The organism is Microbulbifer aggregans (assembly GCF_020524005.1).
In the GTDB taxonomy this organism is placed as follows: Bacteria; Pseudomonadota; Gammaproteobacteria; order Pseudomonadales; family Cellvibrionaceae; genus Microbulbifer; species Microbulbifer aggregans_A.
The window spans coordinates 200,651-224,155 of the sequence record NZ_JAIVKK010000005.1; the positions used below are offsets into that span (position 1 = coordinate 200,651).

At 55.9% G+C, this 23,505-nt stretch carries 23 protein-coding genes and 1 pseudogene; 13 read left to right on the top strand and 11 right to left on the bottom strand.

Features of this window, described 5'->3' with window-relative positions; genetic code table 11:
- Positions 1-6 precede the first annotated feature (6 nt).
- On the bottom strand, positions 7-558 hold the full coding sequence (locus LC093_RS11485; RefSeq protein WP_226664932.1) for a flavodoxin: 552 nt from the start codon (positions 556-558) through the stop codon (positions 7-9).
- A gap of 264 nt (positions 559-822) precedes the next feature.
- Positions 823-1,293 (bottom strand): Spy/CpxP family protein refolding chaperone, encoded by a 471-nt coding sequence (locus LC093_RS11490; protein WP_226664933.1) that lies wholly within the window; start codon positions 1,291-1,293, stop codon positions 823-825.
- 227 nt (positions 1,294-1,520) lie between these two features.
- Between LC093_RS11490 and LC093_RS11495 the strand changes: the two genes are divergently transcribed.
- The 3 genes from LC093_RS11495 to LC093_RS11505 all read left to right on the top strand — a co-directional run bounded on the left by LC093_RS11495 (position 1,521) and on the right by LC093_RS11505 (position 4,433).
- Positions 1,521-2,225: a response regulator transcription factor gene (locus LC093_RS11495; protein WP_226664934.1), complete on the top strand. Its 705-nt coding sequence runs from the start codon at positions 1,521-1,523 to the stop codon at positions 2,223-2,225.
- 4 nt (positions 2,226-2,229) lie between these two features.
- A complete protein-coding gene (locus tag LC093_RS11500; protein ID WP_226664935.1) occupies positions 2,230-3,603 on the top strand; it encodes an ATP-binding protein in 1,374 nt (457 codons plus the stop codon).
- Positions 3,604-3,722: 119 nt separating this feature from the next.
- Positions 3,723-4,433: an SRPBCC family protein gene (locus LC093_RS11505; protein ID WP_226664936.1), complete on the top strand. Its 711-nt coding sequence runs from the start codon at positions 3,723-3,725 to the stop codon at positions 4,431-4,433.
- 65 nt (positions 4,434-4,498) lie between these two features.
- Here the strand turns inward: LC093_RS11505 and rluB are convergent, their stop codons facing one another.
- The 5 genes and pseudogenes from rluB to LC093_RS11530 form a co-directional block, all read right to left on the bottom strand.
- Positions 4,499-5,401, bottom strand: coding sequence for a 23S rRNA pseudouridine(2605) synthase RluB (gene rluB, locus LC093_RS11510; protein WP_226664937.1), 903 nt, complete (start codon positions 5,399-5,401; stop codon positions 4,499-4,501).
- The gene (gene scpB / locus LC093_RS11515) at positions 5,398-6,519 is read right to left on the bottom strand and encodes an SMC-Scp complex subunit ScpB (protein WP_226664938.1); all 1,122 of its coding nucleotides are present in this window, start codon (positions 6,517-6,519) and stop codon (positions 5,398-5,400) included. Before scpB ends, rluB begins: the two co-directional genes overlap by 4 nt.
- A 288-nt stretch (positions 6,520-6,807) precedes the next feature.
- A pseudogene (locus LC093_RS11520) lies at positions 6,808-7,632 on the bottom strand (segregation and condensation protein A); the annotation flags it as partial.
- Positions 7,633-7,812: 180 nt separating this feature from the next.
- Positions 7,813-8,436 (bottom strand): L-threonylcarbamoyladenylate synthase, encoded by a 624-nt coding sequence (locus LC093_RS11525; RefSeq protein ID WP_226664939.1) that lies wholly within the window; start codon positions 8,434-8,436, stop codon positions 7,813-7,815.
- A 121-nt stretch (positions 8,437-8,557) separates the two neighbouring features.
- Positions 8,558-9,472 carry a PHP domain-containing protein gene (locus tag LC093_RS11530; protein WP_226664940.1) on the bottom strand — a complete coding sequence of 305 codons (915 nt, stop codon included), beginning with the start codon at positions 9,470-9,472 and terminating at the stop codon, positions 8,558-8,560.
- Between the two features lie 235 nt (positions 9,473-9,707).
- Here LC093_RS11530 and LC093_RS11535 point away from each other — a divergent pair, with 235 nt between their 5' ends.
- The 10 genes from LC093_RS11535 to LC093_RS11580 all read left to right on the top strand — a co-directional run bounded on the left by LC093_RS11535 (position 9,708) and on the right by LC093_RS11580 (position 18,325).
- On the top strand, positions 9,708-10,490 hold the full coding sequence (locus tag LC093_RS11535) for a VC0807 family protein (protein WP_226664941.1): 783 nt from the start codon (positions 9,708-9,710) through the stop codon (positions 10,488-10,490).
- A gap of 45 nt (positions 10,491-10,535) precedes the next feature.
- On the top strand, positions 10,536-10,835 hold the full coding sequence (locus LC093_RS11540; RefSeq protein WP_226664942.1) for a YciI family protein: 300 nt from the start codon (positions 10,536-10,538) through the stop codon (positions 10,833-10,835).
- 56 nt (positions 10,836-10,891) lie between these two features.
- The gene (locus LC093_RS11545; protein ID WP_226664943.1) at positions 10,892-11,563 is read left to right on the top strand and encodes a TIGR04211 family SH3 domain-containing protein; all 672 of its coding nucleotides are present in this window, start codon (positions 10,892-10,894) and stop codon (positions 11,561-11,563) included.
- A 187-nt stretch (positions 11,564-11,750) separates the two neighbouring features.
- Positions 11,751-12,320, top strand: coding sequence for a peptidylprolyl isomerase (locus LC093_RS11550; RefSeq protein WP_319004925.1), 570 nt, complete (start codon positions 11,751-11,753; stop codon positions 12,318-12,320).
- Positions 12,317-13,072: a pyridoxine 5'-phosphate synthase gene (locus LC093_RS11555; RefSeq protein ID WP_226664945.1), complete on the top strand. Its 756-nt coding sequence runs from the start codon at positions 12,317-12,319 to the stop codon at positions 13,070-13,072. The genes LC093_RS11550 and LC093_RS11555 overlap by 4 nt, the downstream gene beginning before the upstream one ends.
- Complete coding sequence (locus LC093_RS11560; RefSeq protein ID WP_226664946.1) at positions 13,073-13,981, top strand: Rossmann-like and DUF2520 domain-containing protein; 909 nt, start codon at positions 13,073-13,075, stop codon at positions 13,979-13,981.
- Positions 13,978-14,748, top strand: a complete 771-nt coding sequence (locus LC093_RS11565) for a TrmH family RNA methyltransferase (RefSeq protein WP_226664947.1) — start codon at positions 13,978-13,980, stop codon at positions 14,746-14,748. Before LC093_RS11560 ends, LC093_RS11565 begins: the two co-directional genes overlap by 4 nt.
- 368 nt (positions 14,749-15,116) lie before the next feature.
- Positions 15,117-16,196 carry a hypothetical protein gene (locus LC093_RS11570; RefSeq protein ID WP_226664948.1) on the top strand — a complete coding sequence of 360 codons (1,080 nt, stop codon included), beginning with the start codon at positions 15,117-15,119 and terminating at the stop codon, positions 16,194-16,196.
- The gene (locus tag LC093_RS11575) at positions 16,196-16,966 is read left to right on the top strand and encodes a hypothetical protein (protein WP_226664949.1); all 771 of its coding nucleotides are present in this window, start codon (positions 16,196-16,198) and stop codon (positions 16,964-16,966) included. The genes LC093_RS11570 and LC093_RS11575 overlap by 1 nt, the downstream gene beginning before the upstream one ends.
- Before the next feature lie 255 nt (positions 16,967-17,221).
- Entirely contained in the window at positions 17,222-18,325 is a 1,104-nt protein-coding gene (locus LC093_RS11580; protein WP_226664950.1) for an OmpA family protein, read from the top strand.
- Between the two features lie 454 nt (positions 18,326-18,779).
- Here the strand turns inward: LC093_RS11580 and LC093_RS11585 are convergent, their stop codons facing one another.
- The 4 genes from LC093_RS11585 to LC093_RS11600 are packed head-to-tail and all read right to left on the bottom strand — an operon-like array spanning position 18,780 to position 23,236.
- On the bottom strand, positions 18,780-19,793 hold the full coding sequence (locus tag LC093_RS11585; RefSeq protein ID WP_226664951.1) for an ABC transporter ATP-binding protein: 1,014 nt from the start codon (positions 19,791-19,793) through the stop codon (positions 18,780-18,782).
- Positions 19,793-21,340 carry an ABC transporter permease gene (locus LC093_RS11590; RefSeq protein WP_226664952.1) on the bottom strand — a complete coding sequence of 516 codons (1,548 nt, stop codon included), beginning with the start codon at positions 21,338-21,340 and terminating at the stop codon, positions 19,793-19,795. Before LC093_RS11590 ends, LC093_RS11585 begins: the two co-directional genes overlap by 1 nt.
- Positions 21,337-22,374: a substrate-binding domain-containing protein gene (locus tag LC093_RS11595; RefSeq protein WP_226664953.1), complete on the bottom strand. Its 1,038-nt coding sequence runs from the start codon at positions 22,372-22,374 to the stop codon at positions 21,337-21,339. Before LC093_RS11595 ends, LC093_RS11590 begins: the two co-directional genes overlap by 4 nt.
- Positions 22,375-22,417: 43 nt before the next feature.
- On the bottom strand, positions 22,418-23,236 hold the full coding sequence (locus LC093_RS11600) for a hypothetical protein (RefSeq protein WP_226664954.1): 819 nt from the start codon (positions 23,234-23,236) through the stop codon (positions 22,418-22,420).
- Positions 23,237-23,505 lie beyond the last annotated feature (269 nt).

Below are 23,505 nucleotides of genomic sequence, written 5' to 3' on the forward strand. Positions count from 1 at the left end.
TCCGGATCAGTCCTCAAGCGCCACAACGCTATCTGGCCCACCTTCGAGCGCAAACTCCTCCGCGATCTGCCGGCACCAGCGATTGAGTCGATCCGCAGTCAGCTCTTCCTGCTGATCCTCATCAATGGCCAACCCAACGAACGCTCCCTGACCTTCGATTTCCGCCTTGGAAGCTTCATACTCGTAGCCCTCGGTGGACCAGTGCCCGATAACCGCAGCTCCGTTGGCAACAATCACATCGTGCAACATCCCCATAGCGTCCAGGAAATAGTCCCCGTAGCCAAACTGATCACCAAGGCCAAACAGCGCCACGGTCTTGCCGGTGAAATCTATCTCCTGCACATCTTCCCAGAAGTCCTCCCAGTCAGACTGGATCTGACCGAAATCCCAGGTGGGAATACCAAAAATCAGCTGATCATAGTCGGCAATCTCAAGCTGGGTCACATCTGCAATATCGTGGAGATCTACCCGATCCGCACCCAGACGGGCGACGATACGCTGGGCAACACCTTCCGTATTGCCTTCATCACTGCCGTAAAACAGGCCGATCTTGCTCACTTTCTCTCCTCAAACTGGCAAAATCCGGGGTCTACTTGCCCCGGAGCGGCGGGCATTTTCCCAACATTAGGACCTCCCAGCAAGTTCGGCAGCGGCAGCGTGTATCCCGGGAATAAAAAAGCCCCCGCAGTGCGGGGGCATCAAGGGGGGTGGTTTGCCCACTGTTGGGGTGATTGTGGGCAAACCCCATGAAACCCTGACTGGCCGGACGAAGCAGAACAGGTCCGTCCGGCGTGTGCGAGGGTGAGAAACTCTCAGCGCGAACTACTGATCCCGCTCTTTCCAGCGCTGCTCGCGCTTCTCCCGGTGCTCTTCACGCTTGGCTTTGAGCTCTTCCAGCTTGGCCTTCTGTTCGTCGGTCAAAATGGATTCAAACTGCACCCGCTGTTCGTGCATGCGCTGCATCTTGGACACTTCCAGCTGCCCCAACTTGGCTCCCAGGCTGTCGAGGGTGGCCTGATCAGCCCCGGAATCTATGGCCTCCATCAGCTGCTTGCGCACTTCATGCATTTCCTGTCGCGCCGCCTTATGGGACTCTTTGTTCGCCTCCCGATTGGCTTTCAGCTGAGCACGCTGACCTTCAGTAAGATCCAGCTCATCCGCCATGTGTTCAAACATGCGATGCTTGTGGTGGCGCGGGCCGTGATCGTCATCCGGAAATGCCATCACCATGCCTGGCGCGGCCAGGGCTCCACTGAGAATCGCGCTACCTGCCAATGCTTTCCACATTTTCATATGACTGTCCTCTAGGGTTGAGCCTGTCGACCGATAGATCGCGAGGCCTTTAGTTTCACGTTTTCCGTTTCGGTAGGTGCATACTAGGCTGGCGCAATGTAAACAGGGGATAACGCTAGTAAACATTTGTTAAGAACGGTAAAAGCGCCCATTTGCCGACACGGCACTCGCCCCAGCTATGCATATAATGCTCCGCAAGTAACAGACTAAAGAACTTGAGACCTCAAATGAGTCACATCCTGCTGGTAGACGACGACACCGAACTGACCGAACTGCTGGAAGAGTTTCTGGTTGGAGAGGGCTTTGACGTAACCGTAGCCAATGACGGCGGGCGCGGACTTGAGCTGGCACGTAAACAGGATTTCGATGCCCTGGTACTCGACGTCATGCTGCCCGTACACAACGGGTTTGACGTTCTGCGCAAGCTGCGTGAAGAGACCGGTTCTGCGGGCCAGTCCCTGCCGGTATTGATGCTTACCGCCAAGGGCGACACCGTCGACCGTATTGTGGGCCTCGAGATGGGCGCGGACGACTACCTGCCCAAACCCTGCAACCCCCGGGAACTTGCCGCGCGCTTGCGAGCAGTCCTGCGCCGAGGCCGCACAGAATCCGCAAGCGGCGACGGCACCCTGAGCAGCGGCCCACTGCAGTTGATGCCCAAAGAGCACCTGTGCTCCTGGAATAATGTAACCGTCAACCTCACCGGCGCCGAGTTTTCGGTCCTCAAGGTTCTGGTAGAAAGCGCCGGAGAAGTCGTCAGTAAAGAGGTTCTGACCGAAAAGGCGTTGGGGCGCAAGCTGATGCCCTACGACCGCTCCATCGACGTGCATGTCAGCAACATCCGCAAAAAGCTCGCTGAGCAGGGAGCCAGCCGGGAGCTGATCATCAATATCCGCGGCGCCGGATATATGTTGACCCAAAGCCAGGCCTAACCCCATGAGCAGTCTTTTCGGCCGTATGTTCCTCGGCGCCTGGCTTACTGCGATGGTGATGGTGCTTTCGTCGGTATACATCACTCACTTCCGGGAGTTCGGCGACCCGCGCCAGAAAGACCGCTGGGAAGGCCCGGAGCTGTTCCGTGAAGTCACCCACAACCTGCGTATGACCCGCCGCCACGGCTCCGATCACTTCCAGCACTGGTTGGAGCGGACGCCAGCCAAAGTACAGAAACAGATCTTCGCGCTCGACCGAAGCGGCCGCGAGGTTCTTGGCCGCCCCATTCCGCAATCCATGGCACCACTGATCGCATCCCTGAGCTATCGCAATCGCGAGGCTCATGCCCTGGTGGACAAAAAGCCGACCGTAGGTTTTTTTGTGCCACAACGGGACGGTGGCAGCCTGCGTGTCGTGTTTATTGCCGGCAAGAGCAAAGAACAGTTACTACTGCGTTTTTTGCTCGATAATTTCTGGCCGATCCTGGTACTCACAACCCTCGCGTCCGGACTCGCTTGCTATTGGCTGGCGCGCTATCTCAGCAAACCCCTGGACAACCTGCGCACCGCAACTCGCCGGGTTGCCGCCGGCGATCTCAGTTACCGGGTCGCCCCTACGCTTCGCGGCCACAGTAAAGAACTCGGCGAACTGGCGGCAGACTTCGACTCGATGACCGCTCAGGTACAGGAATCCATGACCGAGCAGCGCCGCTTGATCAAAGACGTATCCCACGAACTGCGCTCGCCTCTCGCCCGACTGCAGATCGCGCTGGGAATCGCACGGCAGAAGAATGTGCACGCGCTGGATCCCGAGCTGGATAAAATCGGCAAGGCTGCAGACTACCTTGAAGACATCATTGCCGACATTCTCTCGCTGCCGGTGAACAGCAGCGATGACCGCCCCCTGGACGACGTTGTGGAACTCAACAGCCTGTTGCAGGCGCTGACGGAAGATCTGGGGGACGAAGCGCGGCAAAAACAGGTTCACTTCACGATTCGCAGTAGCGATCACGAACTGCTGGTAGCAACCCGCGGCAGCTCCTTAACCGCAGCACTTGAGAACATTCTTCGCAACAGCATCAAATACAGCCCTGAGTGCAGCAGGGTCGATATTGCGATCGAAGCCAGCAACACACATTGCCAGATTAATGTGACCGATGCCGGTGAAGGTGTTCCGCCTGCAGAACTTGAGGCGATTTTCCGGCCCTTCTACCGCACAGATGAAGCCCGCACCCGCGAAAGCGGAGGCTTTGGTCTGGGGCTGGCTATCGCACAGCGTACCATCGTCCAGCACGGTGGCAGTATCGACGCCTTCAATGTGCAAGGTGCGGGGCTCTGTGTCCGTATCAAACTGCCTCTGTTGGATGAGACCTTCTAGCGCCTGAACACGATCAGGCCTTGGTGCTCGCCAGCATCCGCTGGCGCAGCCCAAGACCAGCCATTAAACTCCAGCAGGTTGTATGTAAGGAACACCAACAACTATTTGGGGAATCCACCATGCGCTGGATGCTATATATCCTGATTTTTCTCGCCCTTCTGGTCCTTGCCGGCTTCCTGTTCCCGCGAGAGGCTACCACCGAACGCAGCGTCTACATCTCCGAGCCACCAGAAGTCGTCTTCCCTTACCTGAACAACTTCCGCAATTTCAACAAGTGGTCCCCCTGGTTTGAACTGGATCCAGACACCGAATATGTCTATGAGGGGGTTCCGGAGGGCAATGGCGCAACCATGCGCTGGCGTAGCAATAACCCGAAAGTCGGCAATGGCTCTCAAACCATCACCGCCAGCGAGCCCTACTCACTCGTGGCCACCACACTGGACTTTGGCGGTCAGGGCACGGCCAGTGCCAACTTCAAGCTAGTGCCACAGGGTCAAGGCACCAATGTGACCTGGTCCTTCTCTTCTGAAATGGGGGCAGGCCCCATTGCCCGCTGGATGGGGGTAATGGTGTCCAGGATGGTTGGCCAGTCATATGAAGATGGACTGCAGAAGCTCAAAACTGTGGTCGAGCAGGAAGCAACGGAGACCTCGGGCAGTTCGACTCCGTCTCCCGAAGCCGGTACCGAGGACGGCAGCCCCGATGTTATCGAGCCCGAAGACGTAGATCCGGGGATGGAAAACCCGATCATCGACGACGAAGACCCTGAAGGCATGAGCGATGATGATGGTGACGCCATTGAAGAGTTCCAGCCAGAAGACACACCATAGCCGCTACATGAGCACCAACAAAAAAGGCGGCCAATTGGCCGCCTTTGCGTCGTAAGCTTCGCCAGTTACGACTTTTTACTGTACTTGTTACTAGGCGTATTGCCAGGCTTAACGGGTTTTCCGGCTTTCGCGGTGCGCGCGGTGGATTTACGCAACTTGCGCCGCTGGCGCTGCAGAGTCTCCTTCTCCGCCTGGGTCAGCGGACGCTGCCCCAGTTTTGGTAAACCGGCGGTAATGCAGAGATCGTCAATTTCCTTGGGTTCCATCTCAACCCACTGCCCTACCCGGACATGGGAAGGAATAAATACGCTGCCGTAGCGCACCCGCTTCAGCCGGCTAACCCGTACGTTCTGTGATTCCCACAAACGACGCACTTCGCGATTGCGGCCTTCCATGACGACACAGTAGAACCAGCGATTGCTACCTTCGCCCCCACTTTCAACAATATCGGTGAAGCGCGCTTCACCATCGTCCAGCAGAACGCCCTTGGTGAGACGCTTTTTCATTTCGTCGTCTACCAATCCCTGAATCCGCACCAGATACTCGCGGTCAATCACCGATGAAGGGTGCATCAGCTTATTCGCCAGTTCGCCGCTATTGGTAAACAACAACAGGCCACTGGTATTGAAATCCAGGCGACCGACGGAAATCCAGCGGCCACTTTTCAGGCGCGGCAAACGGTCATAGACCGTGGGACGGCCTTCCGGGTCATGACGGGAGCAGATCTCCCCGACCGGCTTGTTATACAGAATCACCCGCAGGCGCTTTTCTTCACCACCTGGCAGGCGCTTGCCGTCCAGCTCAATCTCGTCTTCTTCAGTTACGCGCTCGCCAAGACCTGCGACCACGCCATTCACCGTAACACGGCCAGCCTCAATCGCCCGTTCCATTTCGCGGCGCGATCCCAGCCCGGCACGGGCCAGTACTTTCTGCAGTTTTTCGCCTACCGGCGCTGCATCATCACTCATGTAGTTTGGTTTTCCGGAGTATTCATTTCCTGGCCATCGAGATCCTCGCTGGCCTGTTCTTCGGAGCTCGATTCCTGCTCCCCGATCTGTTCCAGCTCTGACTCACTTTCCAGCTCTCTATCAGAGTAGTCCTGTGCAGCATCGGCATCTGATTCCGCCTCAACAGCAGCTTCTGATTCTATCTCCTGCTCGTGCGTTTCCACTTCAATGCCATCGCTTTCGCTATGACCTGTCTCGACAGCAACAGCTTCGAGGTGGTCACCCTCAACACTGGTGACATCCCCGCTGAACGCGTTACCCTGCCCATCGATCACGGATGCTAACTCGGCCTCCGGGTCTTCGGCGGTGTCCGCATCGGCAACGTCTTCCGATTGGTTGGTCACACCATCGTCAGAGCCGTCGTCAGAGCCATCGTCAACATCTGCTTGCGTAGCGCCTTCAACGGTTCCGTTCTCGACGTCGACATCGCCCGCCTCTACGTCACCGTCTTCCGGTTCGATGGCATCAGCATCGCTTGTATCGCTTTCGCCGGTCTCTGCAGCAGGCAACGCAGCATCACCAAGATCCAGCGCCGCATTAAGACTTTCGATATCCCGAATCTCTGCCAGCGTCGGCAGGTCATCCAGACTCTGTAGATTGAAGTAGTCAAGGAAACCGCGTGTGGTCGCGTACAGCGAAGGCTTACCGGGCACATCCCGCTGGCCCACCACCTTGATCCAGCCGCGCTCGGAAAGGCTCTTTACGATATGCGAGCTCACCGCAACACCGCGAATTTCTTCAATGTCGCCACGGGTAATTGGCTGTCGATAGGCGATGATCGCCAGCGTTTCCAATGTCGCCCGGGAGTACTTCTGTGGTTTTTCTTCCCAAAGCTTGTTGACCCATGGCGCCAGGTCCTCAGGTACCTGGAAGCGCCAGCCACTGGCCACCTGGCGCAGTTCGAAACCGCGCTCGCGGCTGTTTTCTGCAATATCCTCAAGAGCCTGTTTCAGCTCGGCCTTTTCCGGCCGCTCACCTTCATCGATCAGCGACAGCAACTTGTCCTCAGACAATGGCTGGCCGGAAGCCAGTAGCGCGCCCTCAACAATCCGGCGCAATAATTCCGGGGCAATACTCATTTAAAAACGATCACTCGGTTATTAGCTCAACGCCGGCATGTCATCGGCGTCGGTAGTCTTGGTTTCCGGTTCCGGCTCGGTAGCTTCTTCGCTGTCGAACAATCCCATTTCAACACTGGCAGAACCGTCCTGATCCGGAGCGTCCACATCTTCGGCAACCGCGGTTTCCGCCAGGTTGCGGTCTAAATCAAGGTCCACGTCTTCGCCAAACGCCCCTTCATCATAATCTTCTTCATCCGCATCCAGTTCAGAACCGCCCGCCGCGCCATCTTCTGACTCTTCCTGGGCGTCGCCCCGGGCCCGCACATGAATAGCACCAAAGGCTTCGTTCTGAACCAGTTCCACCAGTGATTCCTTCACCAGTTCCATCACCGCAAGGAAAGTCACTACGACCCCCAGACGCCCCTCTTCTGCACTGAACAAGTTTACAAAGGGTACAAACTGACGGTGCCGGATCTTATCCAGCACCTGGGTCATACGTTCTCGGGTAGACAGCTTTTCCCGCTCTACCTGGTGGCTTTCAAACATGTCCGCACGGCGCAGTACATCAGCCAGTGCAACCAGTACTTCTTTCAGGTCCACTTCGGGCTCCGGGCGCGTCAATTTGCGATCCGGTCCCGCGGCACTCGCCTGATGGATGTCCCGCCCCATGCGTGGCAGCTCATCCATATCTTCAGCAGCGGTTTTGAAGCGTTCGTACTCCTGGAGTCGGCGGATCAGTGCCGCGCGAGGATCTTCTCCTTCCTCCTCTTCCGCCTCTGGCGGACGGGGCAGCAGCATGCGCGATTTGATTTCCGCCAGCATCGCGGCCATCACCAGATATTCAGCCGCCAACTCAAAGCGCATCGTGCTCATCATTTCCACATACGCCATGTACTGGCGTGTGATATCGGCAACGTTAATTTCCAGAATATCCAGATTCTGCCTGCGGATAAGATAAAGCAGCAGATCCAGCGGCCCTTCAAAGGCTTCGAGAATGACTTCAAGGGCATCCGGCGGGATATACAGGTCACTCGGCAAGTCGGTAAAGGCCTGGCCGGCTACCATCGCGAAAGGCATTTCACCCTGGCGGGGATGTTTACTGCCGCTATCGGCTTCTGACTCTTCGGACACTTCTCCAGTGTCATCAGAACCGCTATCGGCATTCGCAGACCCACCGTCCACCTCGACGGCTTCAGGCACCGCATCATCTCCCACAGGAGCTTCAGCGGCGACCTCTTCTCGTTCTTCTACATCGTCAATGGACACACTGCAGCCCTTCGGCAAAACCAAACGCGCGATTATACATCAGTGTCAGCCGATTATTTCATCAATCGAGCCACAACCCTGACGAACAAGCGCGGCCTCATCGCCAGTCAGGTCGACCACCGTGGTCGCCTCCAGACCGCAGAAACCGCCATCGATTACCAGCTCCACATGATGCTCCAGGGTTTCGCGAATATCGTAGGGATCGGTGAGCGGTTGCTCATCTCCAGGCATGATCAGGCTGCAGGTCATCAGGGGCTCACCCAGCGCCTCCAGCAGGGCTTGTGCAATAGCGTTGTCGGGCACTCGCAGGCCGATGGTTTTACGCTTTGGGTGGAGCAGCCGGCGCGGTACTTCCGAGGTGGCCGGCATAATGAAGGTAAACGGCCCCGGCGTATGGTTTTTCAATAACCGGAACATCTGGTTGTCCACCTTGGCATAGCTGGCCAATTCAGACAGGTCCCGGCACATCAGGGTGAAGTTGTGATCTTTGTTCAATTGCCGGATCCCGCGGATGCGCTCAACCGCGAGCTTTTCCCCCAGACGACACCCCAGTGCGTAGGCAGAATCCGTAGGAAATGCGATTACACCACCGGATGAGACAATATCGGCCGCCTGACTGACCAGACGCGCCTGCGGATTTTCTGGGTGAATTTGAAAAAACTGTGCCACGGCTTACCCCCTGTAACCACCTGACAAACCCACCGGTAAACACACAGTCACTGCTGCCTGCCGATGAGCCAAGAAATTAGGATTTTGCTGAAAGCCGACTACCCGGTACCCGGGGTTGATTTCAGCCCGACTTTCGATGGGCGTCAGTTTGCCACAGATTCCATACCGGCTCGACGCCTGGCGGCAGCCGCACTCCACCCAGTTCACGCCAGGGCTGATCCGGCTGATGGAAATCGCTTCCAAGGGAAGCGTGGAGCTTCCACCCCTTTGCCGAGACCTGTTCCAGCAAGGTCAGGATTTCCCGTGTCTGTACCGGGTTCTGCTGCCCACAGACAACCTCCACGGCATCCCCACCGGCTCCCGCAAAATCCAGAAGCAGGCCCAACAAGCGGGTACGAGTCAGTCCGTATTTCAGGGGGTGCGCGAGAATCGCAGCTCCACCCGCGGCGCGGATACTCCGGATTGTCTCATCCAGTTGTGGCCACTCGACCGACACGTCACCCGCCTTGCCTGCGCCCAGGTAACGCTTGAATGCTCGCGCTGTGCTGTCCACATGACCGGCCTCCACCAGCCAACGGGCGAAGTGCGGACGCCCGATCACGGCACCTTCAGCAAGCGCAGCAGCCCCAGCCAACGCACCGTGAAACCCGCATTTTTCCAGCTTTTCGGCGATTTTTTCTGCACGTTCCGCGCGTAAGATGTCTCGCAGCTCTACTGCTGAACGGATTTCCGTGGATTCGTGGTCAAAGTTCAGCCCGACGATATGAACCGAGCGTTTACCCCAACCGGCGGTGAACTCGATTCCCGGTATCAGGGTCAAATCGTGGCATTTTGCAGCCCGGGATGCTTCGTCCACCCCGCGAACCGTATCGTGATCCGTAAGCGCCAACAGGCTCACACCTTGGCATTTCGCCCTCGACACCAGCGCTGCAGGGCTTAAAATACCGTCCGACGCAGTACTGTGGCAATGCAGGTCAATCTGACCGCTCAGGGCGAGTTCCGTGAAGCCGGAGGGCCTATTCAGGGCTGAATTCATTGCTACATTCTTTCTGACTATGGGTTGGAGGCAGTATGTTTACCGCCGACAACCAGATTGGAATCTGCGGGTCATATTGACCGTGGAACATTCGCCGATACCGATGGTCCGAGAACACCAGGTTCAAACGGCCCCGGCACAGCGGTTTCAGGGATAACGCCCCGGATAGCGGGGATCCATTTTCGCCGCTGACAGCTGTAATGTCAGCCAGCGGGCATTATCACCGGAACAGAGCATGACCGAAACCAACCAGAGCAGCTCTCGCAAAGCGGACATTCAGGCTGCGACGCCAGGAACTGACGCGCATTCACAGGACAACCAGGCTCCACAGGCCGCTCCCCATAAGGAAAGCCTGCTCGGCAACCTGCTGCTCAACATCATCTTGCCCACCCTGATTCTGACCAAATTGTCCGGCGATAACTGGCTTGGCAGCAAATGGGCCATTGTCGTCGCCCTGGCATTCCCCTTCATCTATGGTCTTCGGGACCTGCGCCGCTCGGGAAAGGTCAATTTCTTTTCCGCACTCGGTATTATCAGCATTCTGCTGACCGGTGGAATGAGCCTGCTGGAACTCGACGCAAAATACATAGCGATCAAGGAAGCGGCTATTCCCGGTCTGCTGGGCATTGCCACCATCGCGTCCCTATATACTCGCTGGCCCCTGGTGCGCACACTGATTTACAACGAGCGTATTCTCGATACCAGAAAGATTGCCCATGCCCTGGAGCACCGCGGCAATACAACGCTGTTCGAACGCACACTGCAACAGGCTTCGTGGATGATCGCGGGCTCCTTCTTTCTGTCTTCGACACTGAATTACATCCTCGCCGAGATGCTGCTCAAAAGCCCGCCGGGAACCGAGGCGTTCAACGAAGAGTTGGGAAAAATGACCGCGCTGAGCTTTCCGGTAATCGCATTGCCGGCCACCATCATTCTGATGCTGGTGCTGGTTTTCCTGTTTCGCCGCATCGGCAAACTGACCGGGCTCAGCCTCGAAGAAATTATGGTTCAGCAGTAACTGCAGGCCTTTCACCAATAAACATAACGGATCGAGAAATCGCCTATGTGGTATGCAATCATCAGTCAGGACGTGGAAAACAGCCTCCCGTTGCGCAAAAGCGCTCGCCCCGCTCACATCGAGCGCCTGAATACATTGAAGGATGAAGGACGCCTGCTGATTGCCGGCCCTCACCCCGCCATCGACAGTGAAGAGCCTGGTGAAGCCGGCTTTACCGGCAGCCTCGTCGTCGCGGAGTTTGCCAGCCTGGAAGATGCAAAAAATTGGGCGGATAGGGATCCTTATGTAGAAGCCGGTGTCTATGCCTCCGTAACCGTAAAGCCATTCAAACTGGTTCTACCTTGATTAACCGCCATAAAAATACGCTTAAGCGAAAGTCTTACCGACCGATGAAAACACTGTTGAAATCTATATCCGCCGTCGCCCTGATCACTGCTGCGACAGCCAGCCAGGCGATCAGCTCCGACCGTTACATCACCGACGAACTGCACGTTCCGATGCGTTCAGGCCAGGGCAATGAATTCCGCATCCTGCACCGCGGCCTGCCAAGCGGCACCAAACTGACCCTGCTGCAGGATTCCCCCGATACCGGCTGGGCACAGGTGCGCACCCCCGGCGGTGAAGAAGGCTGGGTCAGACGTCAATATCTGGAAAGCGAGCCCGTAGCCAAGCTCAAGCTGGAAAAGGCAGAAGAACGCCTGCGCCATATCGAGAGCCTGCAGGGCAACCTCGGTGGCGAAGTACGCAGACTGGAAGAGGAGAACGGCCAGCTATCCACGGCACTGAAGACCGAACAGGCGCGCGCCGAGCAGCTTTCAAAAGAGTTGAAAGAGCTTAAATCTCTGTCCGCCGACGCAGTAGCGCTCAACCAGCGCCACCAGAAACTGCTCAATCAGCACGAGCTGCTCAAGCAAAAGCAATCCATGAATGAAGCAGAAATCCAGCGCCTCAGCAGCAGTGACACACAGAAGTGGTACATGTACGGCGCGCTTTCCGTACTCATGGGCGCGATCCTCGCGATGATTGCGCCACACTTCCGCCCGCGCAAGCGCAACTCCGAGTGGGCCAACTAGACACGAAAGATTCAACGCTTTCCTCGACAACAGCGAGCCGGTTAGAATCCCAGAACCGGCTTTGGAAGCCCGGTCATTGACCGGGCTTTTTCATTACAAAAACAGTCAATATGACACTGCGGCCATGGAAATAACGATGAAATTCACGGTTTTTTCAACTTCGCTTCGCCAAATTCTGTCCAGCGCCATGCTGGCCATCACTCTTCTCAGCACTGCCCTGACGGCTCACGCAGTTACCAATAATCCGCGCGTCGAACTGGAAACTGACCTCGGCACTATCGAGCTGGTGCTGTATGCAGACAAGGCACCAAAAACCGTAGAAAACTTCCTCGCCTACGTGGACAGCGGCTTTTACGATGGAACCATCTTCCATCGCGTCATCCCCGGGTTCATGGCCCAGGGCGGTGGCTACACCTTCGACTTCCAGGAAAAGCCCACCCGGGACCCGGTTGAGAATGAATCTGGCAACGGCCTGTCCAATGCCCGCGCCACCATTGCCATGGCCCGGACCAACGACCCGAACAGCGCTACCGCGCAGTTTTACATTAACCTCGTTGACAACAGCCGCCTGGACGGCAGCGCCGAAAGACCCGGCTACACCGTATTTGGCAAAGTATTACTGGGGATGAGTGTCGTGCAGCAGATCGCCGCAGAACCCCGCGGTCAGCACCGGGCATTTCCCGACGCGCCGAACATGCCAGTGCGTATACTCAAAGCCAGAAGTAAAGTTACCGACACTGGAGGTTCCAAGCAGTGATCGCGCTGAGCGTAAACCTGAACAAAATTGCCCTTATCCGTAATTCCCGCGAGGGTAACTACCCGGATGTCGTCGCCCACGGGCGTACCTGTCTCGACGCAGGAGCCGACGGTATCACCGTGCACCCGCGCCCGGACCAGCGCCATATACGCCCTGACGATGTCCGCGGGCTGGCCGCCCTGTGCCAAAGCCGCACAGTGGAATTCAATGTAGAAGGTAACCCCTTCGCCGACGCCATGGGCACTTACCCCGGCCTGCTGCCGCTGGTCCTTGAGACCCAGCCACAACAGTGCACACTGGTACCAGACAGCAACGACCAGCTCACATCGGATCACGGTTTTGATCTCGACCGGGACGGCCAGCGCCTGGAACCGATCATTCAGTCCCTGAAAGTCGCGGGGATTCGTGTGAGCCTGTTTATGGATCCAGATCTCGACCAGATCACCCGCGCGCGTGAAGTCGGCGCTGATCGTATCGAACTTTATACCGGCCCATACGCAGATGCGGTGACCCGCCAAAGCCCGGAGATCGAGCGCATTTTTGCTACCCACTGCGCCGCCGCCGAACACGCACTGACCCTCGGCCTGGGCGTCAATGCGGGCCACGACCTGAACCTGATCAATCTTCCCCGCTACCGCACACTTCCGGGTCTTCAGGAAGTCTCCATCGGCCATGCCCTGACCGTCGATGCGCTCAGCATGGGACTGTCGAATGCAGTAAACGCTTACGTAAACTGCCTGGCAGGCAAGTAATTGCGCACACCATCTCTCACGCTCAATATCATTGGTGCCGGCAGGCTGGGCAAAACCCTGGCACGCCTGTGGCAGGAGCAAGGGGTGTTCACGGTGGTGGGACTCTGTAATCGCAGCCACGAATCAACTCAGGCTGCCGCTGATTTTATTGGCGCAGGCGACGTATACAGCGACATCATGTCGATGCCTGAGGCCGATTGCTGGCTGATCGCTACCGGCGATAGCGAGATAGCCTCATCCGCCCACAGGCTGGCCGAGCGATTCAGTGCCCGCGGAAGCCTGAAAAGTACCCGAGCAGAGAACCTACCCCTGATATTCCACTGCAGTGGCGCGCTACCCGCTGCCGCACTGAACGCCTGCCGCCCGGCAGCCATTGCCAGCGCACACCCGGTGCACAGCTTTGCCGATCCCGAGCGGTCACTAACAACACTGCAAGGCAGCACCGTAGCTCTGGAAGGCGACGATACAGGCACTCAGGTATTGCGCGGCGTATTCGCCATGCTTGGCTGCGACACACTGTCGCTCAGCCCGGAACAGAAACTGCTGTATCACACTGGCTCCGTCATGGCGTGTAACTATTTAACGGTACTGCTCGACCTGAGCCTGCAAACACTGGCCGCCGCCGGGATCGATGAGCAGACTGCACGCAAACTTCTGGAACCGATCGTGACCCAGACCGTGCGCAACAATTTCGCCCTGGGCCCCGCCCACGCGCTCACAGGCCCAGTAGCTCGCGGAGATACTGAAACCGTCCAAAAACAATTGCAGGCCCTGCAAAAAACAGACAGGACCATCGCCGAGATCTATCGCCAGCTGGGCCTCGCCGGGGTTGAGCTCGCCCAGAAAACCGGTCTCAGCGATAACCAGGCCAATCAGCTGCAAAGCATTCTACGAGAACAGGCAAAGTGACCGACTCCCCCGAATACCGCAAAAAACGTGCATTTTTTGACAGTCTGCTGACCATTTACGGCCGCAAGCCCGTATTGGAAGCATTGGAAGATAAAAGCCTTCCTGTACATAAACTACACCTTGCAGAAAGCAACAGAAAAGACCAGCTGATCAGCCGTATCGAAGCCATCGCCAGCGAGCGCCAGATAGAAGTGGCCTACTGTGATCGCAAGAGCCTTTCGCGCATTTCCAAGAATTCAAAGCAGGACCAGGGAGTAGCACTCGATTTAGCGCTCCCCAAATACGGCAGCGCCGAGGCTTTTCTGCGCGACGAGACAGATGGTGCTTTCCAGCTACTGGCTTTGGACGGCATTACCAATCCGCAAAACCTAGGGATGATCATCCGCTCCGCCTGCGCTGGCGGCATCGATGGCATTATCCTGCCGCGCAAAGGCTGCGCACAGATTGACCCGCTGGTAATCAAAGCCAGTGTCGGCACTTTGTTCAAAACCCGCATCCTACGCTGTGACCGCCTTGCCCCGATCCTGGATGAGTTCGCTACCAAAGGAACCCAGGTAAACGCCCTCTCCTCCCATGCGAAAGACACGCTGCGCGATATTGATGACAAGCGCTCACATATATTTGTGTTGGGCAATGAAACCCAGGGTGTCAGCGAAGCGGTCAATCAGGCCTGTACCCACCGCTTGCGCATTCCCATGCAAAACGGGGTTGAAAGCCTGAATGTTGCGGTAACAGCCGCACTGATCTGCTTTCGCAATCAGCTCTAAGCTAGCCAGACCAAATCAATAAACCGCTTTATTTACCTGTCGAATGTAATAGTAAATAAAGCGGTTCAAATATATAGCGCAAGTAAACCTACCTATATGTACCAATTAAATCGATACCCATAAAAATTAATAACGCACATAACACCTGCGTACCAATAAATTAAAGTTCGACTTAGCTCATACACAACCAAACCTACGCCGTAATACGCCACCCCACTACAAACAACAGCCCTCCGCGTAAATCCAGCCCCAAAACAACCTTAAGATCAGAGCAATAAATTATTACTACTGCGATACCTTTTATATTCCGAAAACTCCTATAGAATCCACACCAACAATTTATGTTAAATGCGATAAGGAATGTCGACATGAAAACAGCTTTAAGCGGCGCACCCAAGATTAATTTTAAGCGCTTCGTTTACTTCTCCCCCGTAACCAAAGGCAAGGAAGGCCGCCAGGTATTAATCGACCCCCAGTTGCTCCCCAAGTTTTTGTCCCTGGTAAATGTCGGTCACACAAGCGGGCAAAGTGTGGTAAGCAAAATTGAACAGCTGCGCGCTATTGGCGGCGGAATAAGAAGCCACCAGCACCTCAACAATGCCATGCTACACATGGATAAAATCGAAAACCTTGAGGTTTACTACAAAATAGTCCAGCAAAGTGGCGACAACAGCTTACATCCTGGGGTTTACATTACCGACATCAACAATAGTTCCGAAGCCAATGGCAGTCTGCCAGGGATTTACAACGTGATACCGGGCCATTCCCCCAAGTTCACACAGGATACATTTTTTGAGTATGACCAAGCGGCTATAGGCTCTGCAAAAAGCTCCCAAGAACTCTATGACTTGGCTGAGCCTTGGGTCGACAAAGGACAACATGGGGAAAGCTGCAAATTATCACTTTTCTATATACCAGAGGCTCTGGCCAATGGATTTGGTTGCTGGATAACTCCCGAGCAAAAAACCTTTGATTCGGAAAAAGCGTCTATCAATTTAGCCAAAACTTTGGAAACGACGCAGAAATATCGTATATCGGTAAAAAAAGGCACTGGTGCACGGCTGCGAATTGTGGGTGACGGCAGCAAGCTGCTGGCCCGAGCACTTGAATTAACAAAAGGACATATGGACAAACTGGAGTTTCAGTTTATCGACCCCACCGTGGATCTACCGCCGGTACTTGCAAAATTACAACGTGTCAGCGCCAGCCTCAACTCCCGCTCAATTATAAGTACTTCCCGTAAGAGCCAGCTAAGCCTGGCCACAACTCTGCACAAAGTACAGACCCAACTAAGCACTATGGGTCGCAATGATGATGCCAAACAGCTCCAAGGTGACATGGCAAACAGCCTGGCCGCCCTGCGCTTGGGCAATGCGCAAGTACACCATCAGAATGCCTACTTCCTTAATGCAGTAACTCAGGCCAATAAACTCGGGAAGTGGGGCTGATGAACAGGGAAGAAAAACTCATACAGAGCCTCCATGATCCCTTTGAGGAGGCATCGCTGCAACAGTTCGACCTTTCAGGTAGCGACTTATGGATACCGATCCCGATTTACCACAGGCCACCCAGAACCGCCTCTGCAACCATCGACATTTTTAACCCGAGCGACCTACCCGAGGGGTCAGCGGAAGGTTATCGCCGCTTAAATCTGTTAGTGACTCGCTGGGCTTATCATTATGTGCGCGCCTCCTACCCGGGTGAAGCACTCCCCGGCGCAATCAACTTACGAGTTATGCTTACCCACGATGTCGAACCATTTTATTCTGGAAATTTACTGGACCCCCAGGTTTTGCGTAACTGCTTGATTTATCGAGGCCAAGTATCAGAGAAACTCTGGATGGATTCTGCCGTAGATGCAGCCAAGTTTTTGGGGAAACCAGTTCCCACTAAATCAGGTTATATTTACCCCTGCCATGATAGCGATTTTAGTGAAGTCGAAATAAACGGAGTGCTATTTCAGCGGTCAATAGTCGGCGACGGCGATGTGGGATTACTAGTATGCGAGTACCACCTCGCGATTTCGCCAGAGCATTACCTTATGTTCCGCTTAAGCCCCGATGGCTTCCTCAAAGAAGACGGCTTCGGCGACACCAAGCAGGAGCGCCAGCTATTCGCCAACCAGCTCGCTGACGATGCAATGCGCAGAATCCGCTTTATGCCATCGCCTCAACTGCAGGAGCAAATGCAGCAGCTTCAAAAGGCGCAAACCGCTTAAACCAGGGCGGCGCGCTTTATTGCTCCCAACCCGCTACGCGGGCCCGGGAGCATGTTACCGCCATTTTGCGGCAACTCCCGCCAATCGTGCCGGTATTCACTGGCAAAGTCGCAGCGATCAACTAAACAGTATGCTGTAACGCTGTTTTCGACTATCTCGCCAATATTGCACCCGACACCCAGGCATACAGAGAACAGCATTCTCCATATTAATAATCTGCCCAGTGCGGGAACAATAACGTCAAGGAAGGCTTCTATGCGACCAAGCAAACTACTGGGGATTACCCTTGCCACCACTCTGGCCGCCAGTGCGCAGGTGCAGGCCCAGGAAGATCGGTATATCGATATCATGCCCTTTTTAAGCCGGGTAGATAAAGATCGACTCACCGAGCGCCAGGCCTGGGGGGCGCGCAGCGCTTTCGGTTGGGGGTGGACCGGCAACTGGTTCTCAGAAGTACAGCTGTTCGGTGCCCAGCTCGAGAGCGAGGAGTATCGCACCTTCGACTACCTAGGCCCCGGCCCCGCTCCAGCGAACCCCTACCTGCCCAGCGGCGACATCGAACTCTCGGGGCTCGGCTTCGACATGGTTTACAGCTTCGCTGGCCGCAATGGGTACTCTCCCTATGTACTCGGCGGCATCGGCGCCTCCCATAACAACTACAAAAAGAAGTATCCCTATGTCGGGGAAGACGAAACCAATGCTTTCTTTAATGTTGCCGCCGGTATAACTACCGGCGCCATCAGTGCCAACGGCCTGAAAGTACGTGCCGAGGTACGCTACCTGCGCGACTACTTTGCCAGCGATATGAGTGACTGGCAGTTTGGCGTGGGCATCAGCATTCCCCTCAACTGCCCGCCGGTTGCGACGCCGGTATATGCAGAGCCCCCCAAAGAGCCCGAAGAGGAAAAACCCGAGATTGTTAACACAGACGGCGATGCGGATGGGGTGCTGGATCGCAATGACCGCTGCCCGGGCACCCTCCCCGGCGCAGAAGTCGATAGTGACGGGTGTGTTGCCGCCAACCAGGCTATCACTCTGGAAAACATTCAGTTCGAATTCAATTCGGCCAATCTGACTCCCGGGGCAAAATCCGCGCTCAATGACGTTGTTCAATCACTGCGCAACCAGCCAAATAGCCAGGTTGAGGTGGCGGGACATACAGACAGCCGCGGCAATGACGACTACAACCTGCGCCTGTCGCGCCAACGGGCAAATTCCGTCCGTACCTATCTGGTAAATAATGGCGTCAATGCCAACCGAATCAGTGCGCAGGGTTATGGGGAAACGCAGCCTGTCGCCAGCAATGCATCCGACACCGGCCGCGCACAGAACCGAAGAGTCGAAATGCGCTTCCGCTAATCGGATAAAGTGCCACACCTGCCCCTGTTAGCACAAAACCCGGCAATCGCCGGGTTTTTTTATACACAATCCACAGATTCTGTGGATATCTCTGTGAGCAACTGCCGGGAAAACGCCGCCAGGGCGCATGACTACGTTGTAACCTTATTGTGAAGAAAATTTAACCAATTGAAATTTTCGATCAAAATCAACTAGTTACAATTAACTTCAAATCAGTATTGACAAATTTCGAAGCTAACTTCAACAGCCATCAGGGTTAACCATGGCTGTGGAAAGCTTTTTTGAATTAGCCCTTTGTGGCCAACCGTATCCGTCGCCAAGCGGGCGGAAGCCGGCGTCATACGTGTTGCGTACAGCAACAGGTCGATGAAAATCATCAGTCACACAAGGCGGCCCGGAGGCGATACGCCAAATCCGTGGACTGTTGTATCGATATCCGGGCAGAGCAGATAGATCAGGCAGACTGAGAAAAAGCCGCCAGGGGGTGGGTGGTGGTAATTGCCAGCTGGACTCGGTCACCGGGCTCCGCCCTCACCTCGTGACTGACCCGGACCTTGAGCTGTGCGCCTGCATCCGTACTTACCGCGTACAGGCGTGAGCAACCCTCATAGCGCACCCAGTCAATCACGCCATTGCCGGTACCTAGTGGCGTCAATGACAAGTCATCCGGACGCAATAAAAGATCAACGTCCCCATTGGCAGCATCTATCGATATCCCCGGCGCAGGGCCAAGAACCGTCGACACCTGATCCTTTTCCAGATATCCCGGCAAAAAGCTCGCCTCGCCCAAAAACTGGGCTACAAACTTGCTCGCCGGTTCCGCAAAGCACTTTTCCGGCGTATCCAACTGCTCAAGCTCCCCGCCATTGAGAATACCGACACGGTCACCCACCGACAGCGCTTCTTCCTGGTCGTGGGTTACCCATATGGCCGGTACGCCAGCAGACTTCAGTGCTTCACGGATCTCCCAACGCAAGCTGTCCTTCAGCGCTGCATCGAGGTTAGAAAGGGGCTCATCCAGCAAAATAAATGACGGCTCATGGGCAAGAGTGCGCGCCAACGCCACACGCTGCTTCTGTCCACCAGAAAGGCGGCCCGGCCGCGCGTGCCGCAAATGATCCAGCCCAAGCAAGTTGAGCCAGTGATCCGCCAATCTGGTCTCTGTCAAACGGAAGCACACATTCTGCTCGACGGTAAGATGGGGAAAGAGAGCAAAGTCCTGGAACACCATGCCGACCCTGCGCTTTTCCGGGGGCACGATATTGCTCGGCGTTGAGCGCCAGGTGTCGAACTGGATCTCCCCTTCGGTAATGGGTATCAGGCCGGCCAGCGCTTGTAGAATGGTCGTTTTACCACAGCCGGTAGGCCCGACCAGCATCAGGATTTCATCTTCCGCCAATGCGAAATTCAATTGCTGCACCACCGGAGCGGCGCCGTAATTTACAGAGAGATTGCTAACCTTCAGCATCAGGAATGGTGGTTCTCGGTAACATCAAATTCAGCCCGACGCTCGCCGGACAGCATCAGCGCCAACCCCAGTGCGGACATCAAGACCAGCAACAGACCGGGAATGGCAGCGCGGCCAAAATACCCCGCTTCATATACTCTCCACAAGTACGTAGCCAGAGTTTCGAAACCGGTGGGGCCGAGCATCAATGTGGCGGGGAGCTCGCGCATTGCCTCAAGAAACACCAGGGCAGCGCCCGCAACCATTCCCCGCAGGGTAAGAGGCAGCGTGATTCGCTGAAAAGCTTCCCTCGGGCCAGCCCCAAGCACCCGCGCCGCTTTTACCAGGCTCGGATCCAAACCCTCCGCAGTGGAGCGCACAGATCCTACCGCCAGTGGCAGGAAGCGCAACACATAGGCAAGCACCAGCAATCCCAGGGTCTGATAAAGGAAGGGCAGCTGAAGCCCGAGGTAGACCAGCGCAGTACCCATCACAATCCCCGGGACACCGAACCCGAAGTAGGTTACCCGCTCCAACAACTTTCCGAAGCGGCCGGCGATCGCGGCATGTGCAACCGGGATCGCCAGTATCACGGCAAAAATCGCTGCCAGAAAAGAGGCATGGGCAGAATTCCAGGCGTAGCTGAACTGAAAACCACCGGTGCCCTCCCGCACCAGCCAGATGCCAAACACCAACAATGGCAGAACGATAGCGAGCAGAATCACCGGTGCTACCGCCACGGCCACAAGCAGTCTCTGCCCGAGTCCCGGCCAAAGCAGCAGATGCCTGCCAGGCTTTTCGTGGCTGCCTCGCACCCGGGATTCCAGAAACAATACCAGGCCGACTATCACCAGCAACTGGAGCGATAACATAGCCGCCTGGCTGAGGCCAAACGCGTTGTACTCTACGAAAATCACTCGGGTGAACGTGTCCAACCGCATAATGGCCGGCGTGCCGAAATCTGACAGGGTATAGAGCGCGACCAGCAATGCGCCGGCGGCGATACCGGTCGCCACGCGTGGCAGTACCACCCGCCACAAGCTCGCAGCCAGCGTCATCCCGAGGGTACGCGCAGCATTCACCAGGCTGGCATCGAGACTCAGAAGAGACGCGCGGGTTGTAAGCATTACAAACGGGTAGGAATACAAGGTCATGACCAAGGTAGCGCCGGCCAGACCATCTACTGCGGGCAACGGAAGCCCCAGCAGATTTTCCAGCTCCCCGCCCCGCCCGAACGCCGCATAAAGGGTAAAAGCGCCGATATAACTGGGGATTGCCAGGGGAGCAGCAAGAATCACCAGCCACAGTCTGCGCCAGGGCAATTGTACATAGGCAGTGATTAAGGCAAGCGGCACACCAATTACCACTGAGCCGATCACAGTAAAGACCATCAACAACAGAGTATTGGTCAGCACTTTTAAATTGTGCGCATCGAACAATTGCGCTTCGTCAGTCGCCAGCCCAATCAGCACGCCGACAGGTACCAGGGCCAGCAGCGCAATGACCAGCGCAAACGGATATGACCGGGGCCAGTCTCTAAGCAGCCCGGAAGTGAATGACGGCATCATAAAATGCCAGCATTGCGCATCAGGTTCAGTGTTGGGCGCAGGTCCGCCAGCTGAGTCAGATCCACTTTCGGCGGCGATATGGAGCTGAGAGGCGGAAGTCCAGCAGGAGGCTGTACGCCATTGACCAGGGGTATCTCGTACGCTTCCTGGGCCAGGTATGACTGCACCTCACGGGTAAGCAGATACCGGATAAAGTTGATCGGCAGATCACCTTCTGAAAGCGCCAGAATACCCGAGGCATTCACCAGGCAGCCCGCATCATTGTTAGTAAACGCCAGGGCGACCTTGGCATCCGGCTTGCCGGATTTCAAACGCAGGGTGTAGTAGTGGTTGGCAAAGCCCACATCCACTTCCCCCCGTTCAACTCCCATTACAACTCCCAGCTCACCGGCGTAGCTTTTCGCCCGCTTGCTGATTGCACGCAACCAGTCTGCCGTTGCCTTATCGCCCTCAAGTAAGCGCATGGCGGTAATAAAAGATTGGAAAGAGGCGTAGGCCGGAGCCCAGCCAATAGCGAGATCACTGTCTGCCAGCGCCATTACACTGTCGGGAATACGGTCGGGTGTCACGCGCTCGGTGTTATAGGGCAGCGTGCGAATGCGACCGGTGACCGGCGCCCATTGCGGATACTGAAAGCCGGATTTCAACTGGCCGGTCAGATCGGCTGGCAATGGCCGCGCAAGGCCGGCATCAGCCACCAGGCCGATAGCACCGGAGTCGACCGCCCAGAACACATCGGCGCGACGCACACCGGCTTTGGCCTCGGCCACAATGGTATTGGCCAATGCTGCGGTTACACCGCGACGGACCTGAAGGTTCAACTTGGGATTACGTTTTTTAATCGCTTCAAGAACGTTTTCGTAGAGCCCACCTTCACCGCGCCCGAGATACAGCGTCAGATCCCCCTCGAGAGGCGGCAACTGATCTACCGATAATGCGCTGTTACCCGCTGCAAGGCTACGGCTGACAGAAAACGGCAGGCACCCGATAGCGCCTGCCGCGGCGAGACTGTGTAAAAAGGCTCTACGCTGCACTTATTGTCCTTGTTGAGTACTACAAGCTGATCCGATACAGGGTTTAAAAAACGTCTTTACGTTTCTTTTCCGCTTCTACCAACAGGCTCTTGGCCCTGTCGATTTTACCCTGCATGGCTTCTACCACAGTGCGAACGTCATCGACGCTGGACTTTTCATTCAGCGCTTGCGGCAGAGTCACATTGAAATCTTTTTCCAGGTCTTCCACCAATGCGGCGTCCTGCTCGATCAACGCGCCTTCAACCCCCTCGAAACGGTGCAGGTAGGTATCGTGGACGATTGTGGTCGCGGCTTCCGGCAGTTTCTCGGCAAACTTCGCCACCACGCGATCCAGACGGTGTTTGATGTCATCCAGGGTCTCAGGCATGGTCGTTGGCTCGGCTTCGGTCGTCTGCACCTTGCTCAGCAGACCTTTTTCCTGATACTGAGACGCCAGTTTCACCGCACCCAGCGCCTGCCAGAAGGCGCTGTTCAGCTTTTCCTGCTCGGCGCGGACTTCTGCGACAGGCTTACCAGCTTCGATAGCCTGCTTGACCCCGAAAATGCCCTGCCAGATATTGGCATAGACAGGTACATAATTGGTCTCGATCGCAGAGTGGAAGTCCACCTCTTCCCAGAACTCGACCAGTTCATTAGTGTTGGTTTTGCTCTTGCCCTGCTTCTCATAAGTGTCCACAACACCATCGTACTTGGCGATGAGCCAATCTACTTCTTCCGAGTACTGTCCCAAGTGCCCTTTCAGGTCGTTTACATGATCGCCGATGGCGCCATTGGCGGATACTTGCCCGGCGGCCAGTAGTGCGAACAGACCAAATGCCAAACCCAGGCCACGATGTTTCCGTACTTGAGATATAGATTGCATAGTAATTCTCTTCAGTTCCTGAAAGCTTGGGCAAACGATACTCATTATCAATAACTTAGTAAAGCGCCTGTCATGTGTACGCTTTCTGGCTTAGCGTAAAATAGCGTAAAGCAATCAGAACAGCCCGAGCACAACGGTTTAGCAGTGGAACATCCCCGGTAGACTGGTACCAATAGCAGGTAGCAGGCATACGGAGCTCCTTAAACCCGGCGCCGCATGCTACCAGCACATGTCAGTCATTTCACTACCGAAACCACCCTGGCCGCAGT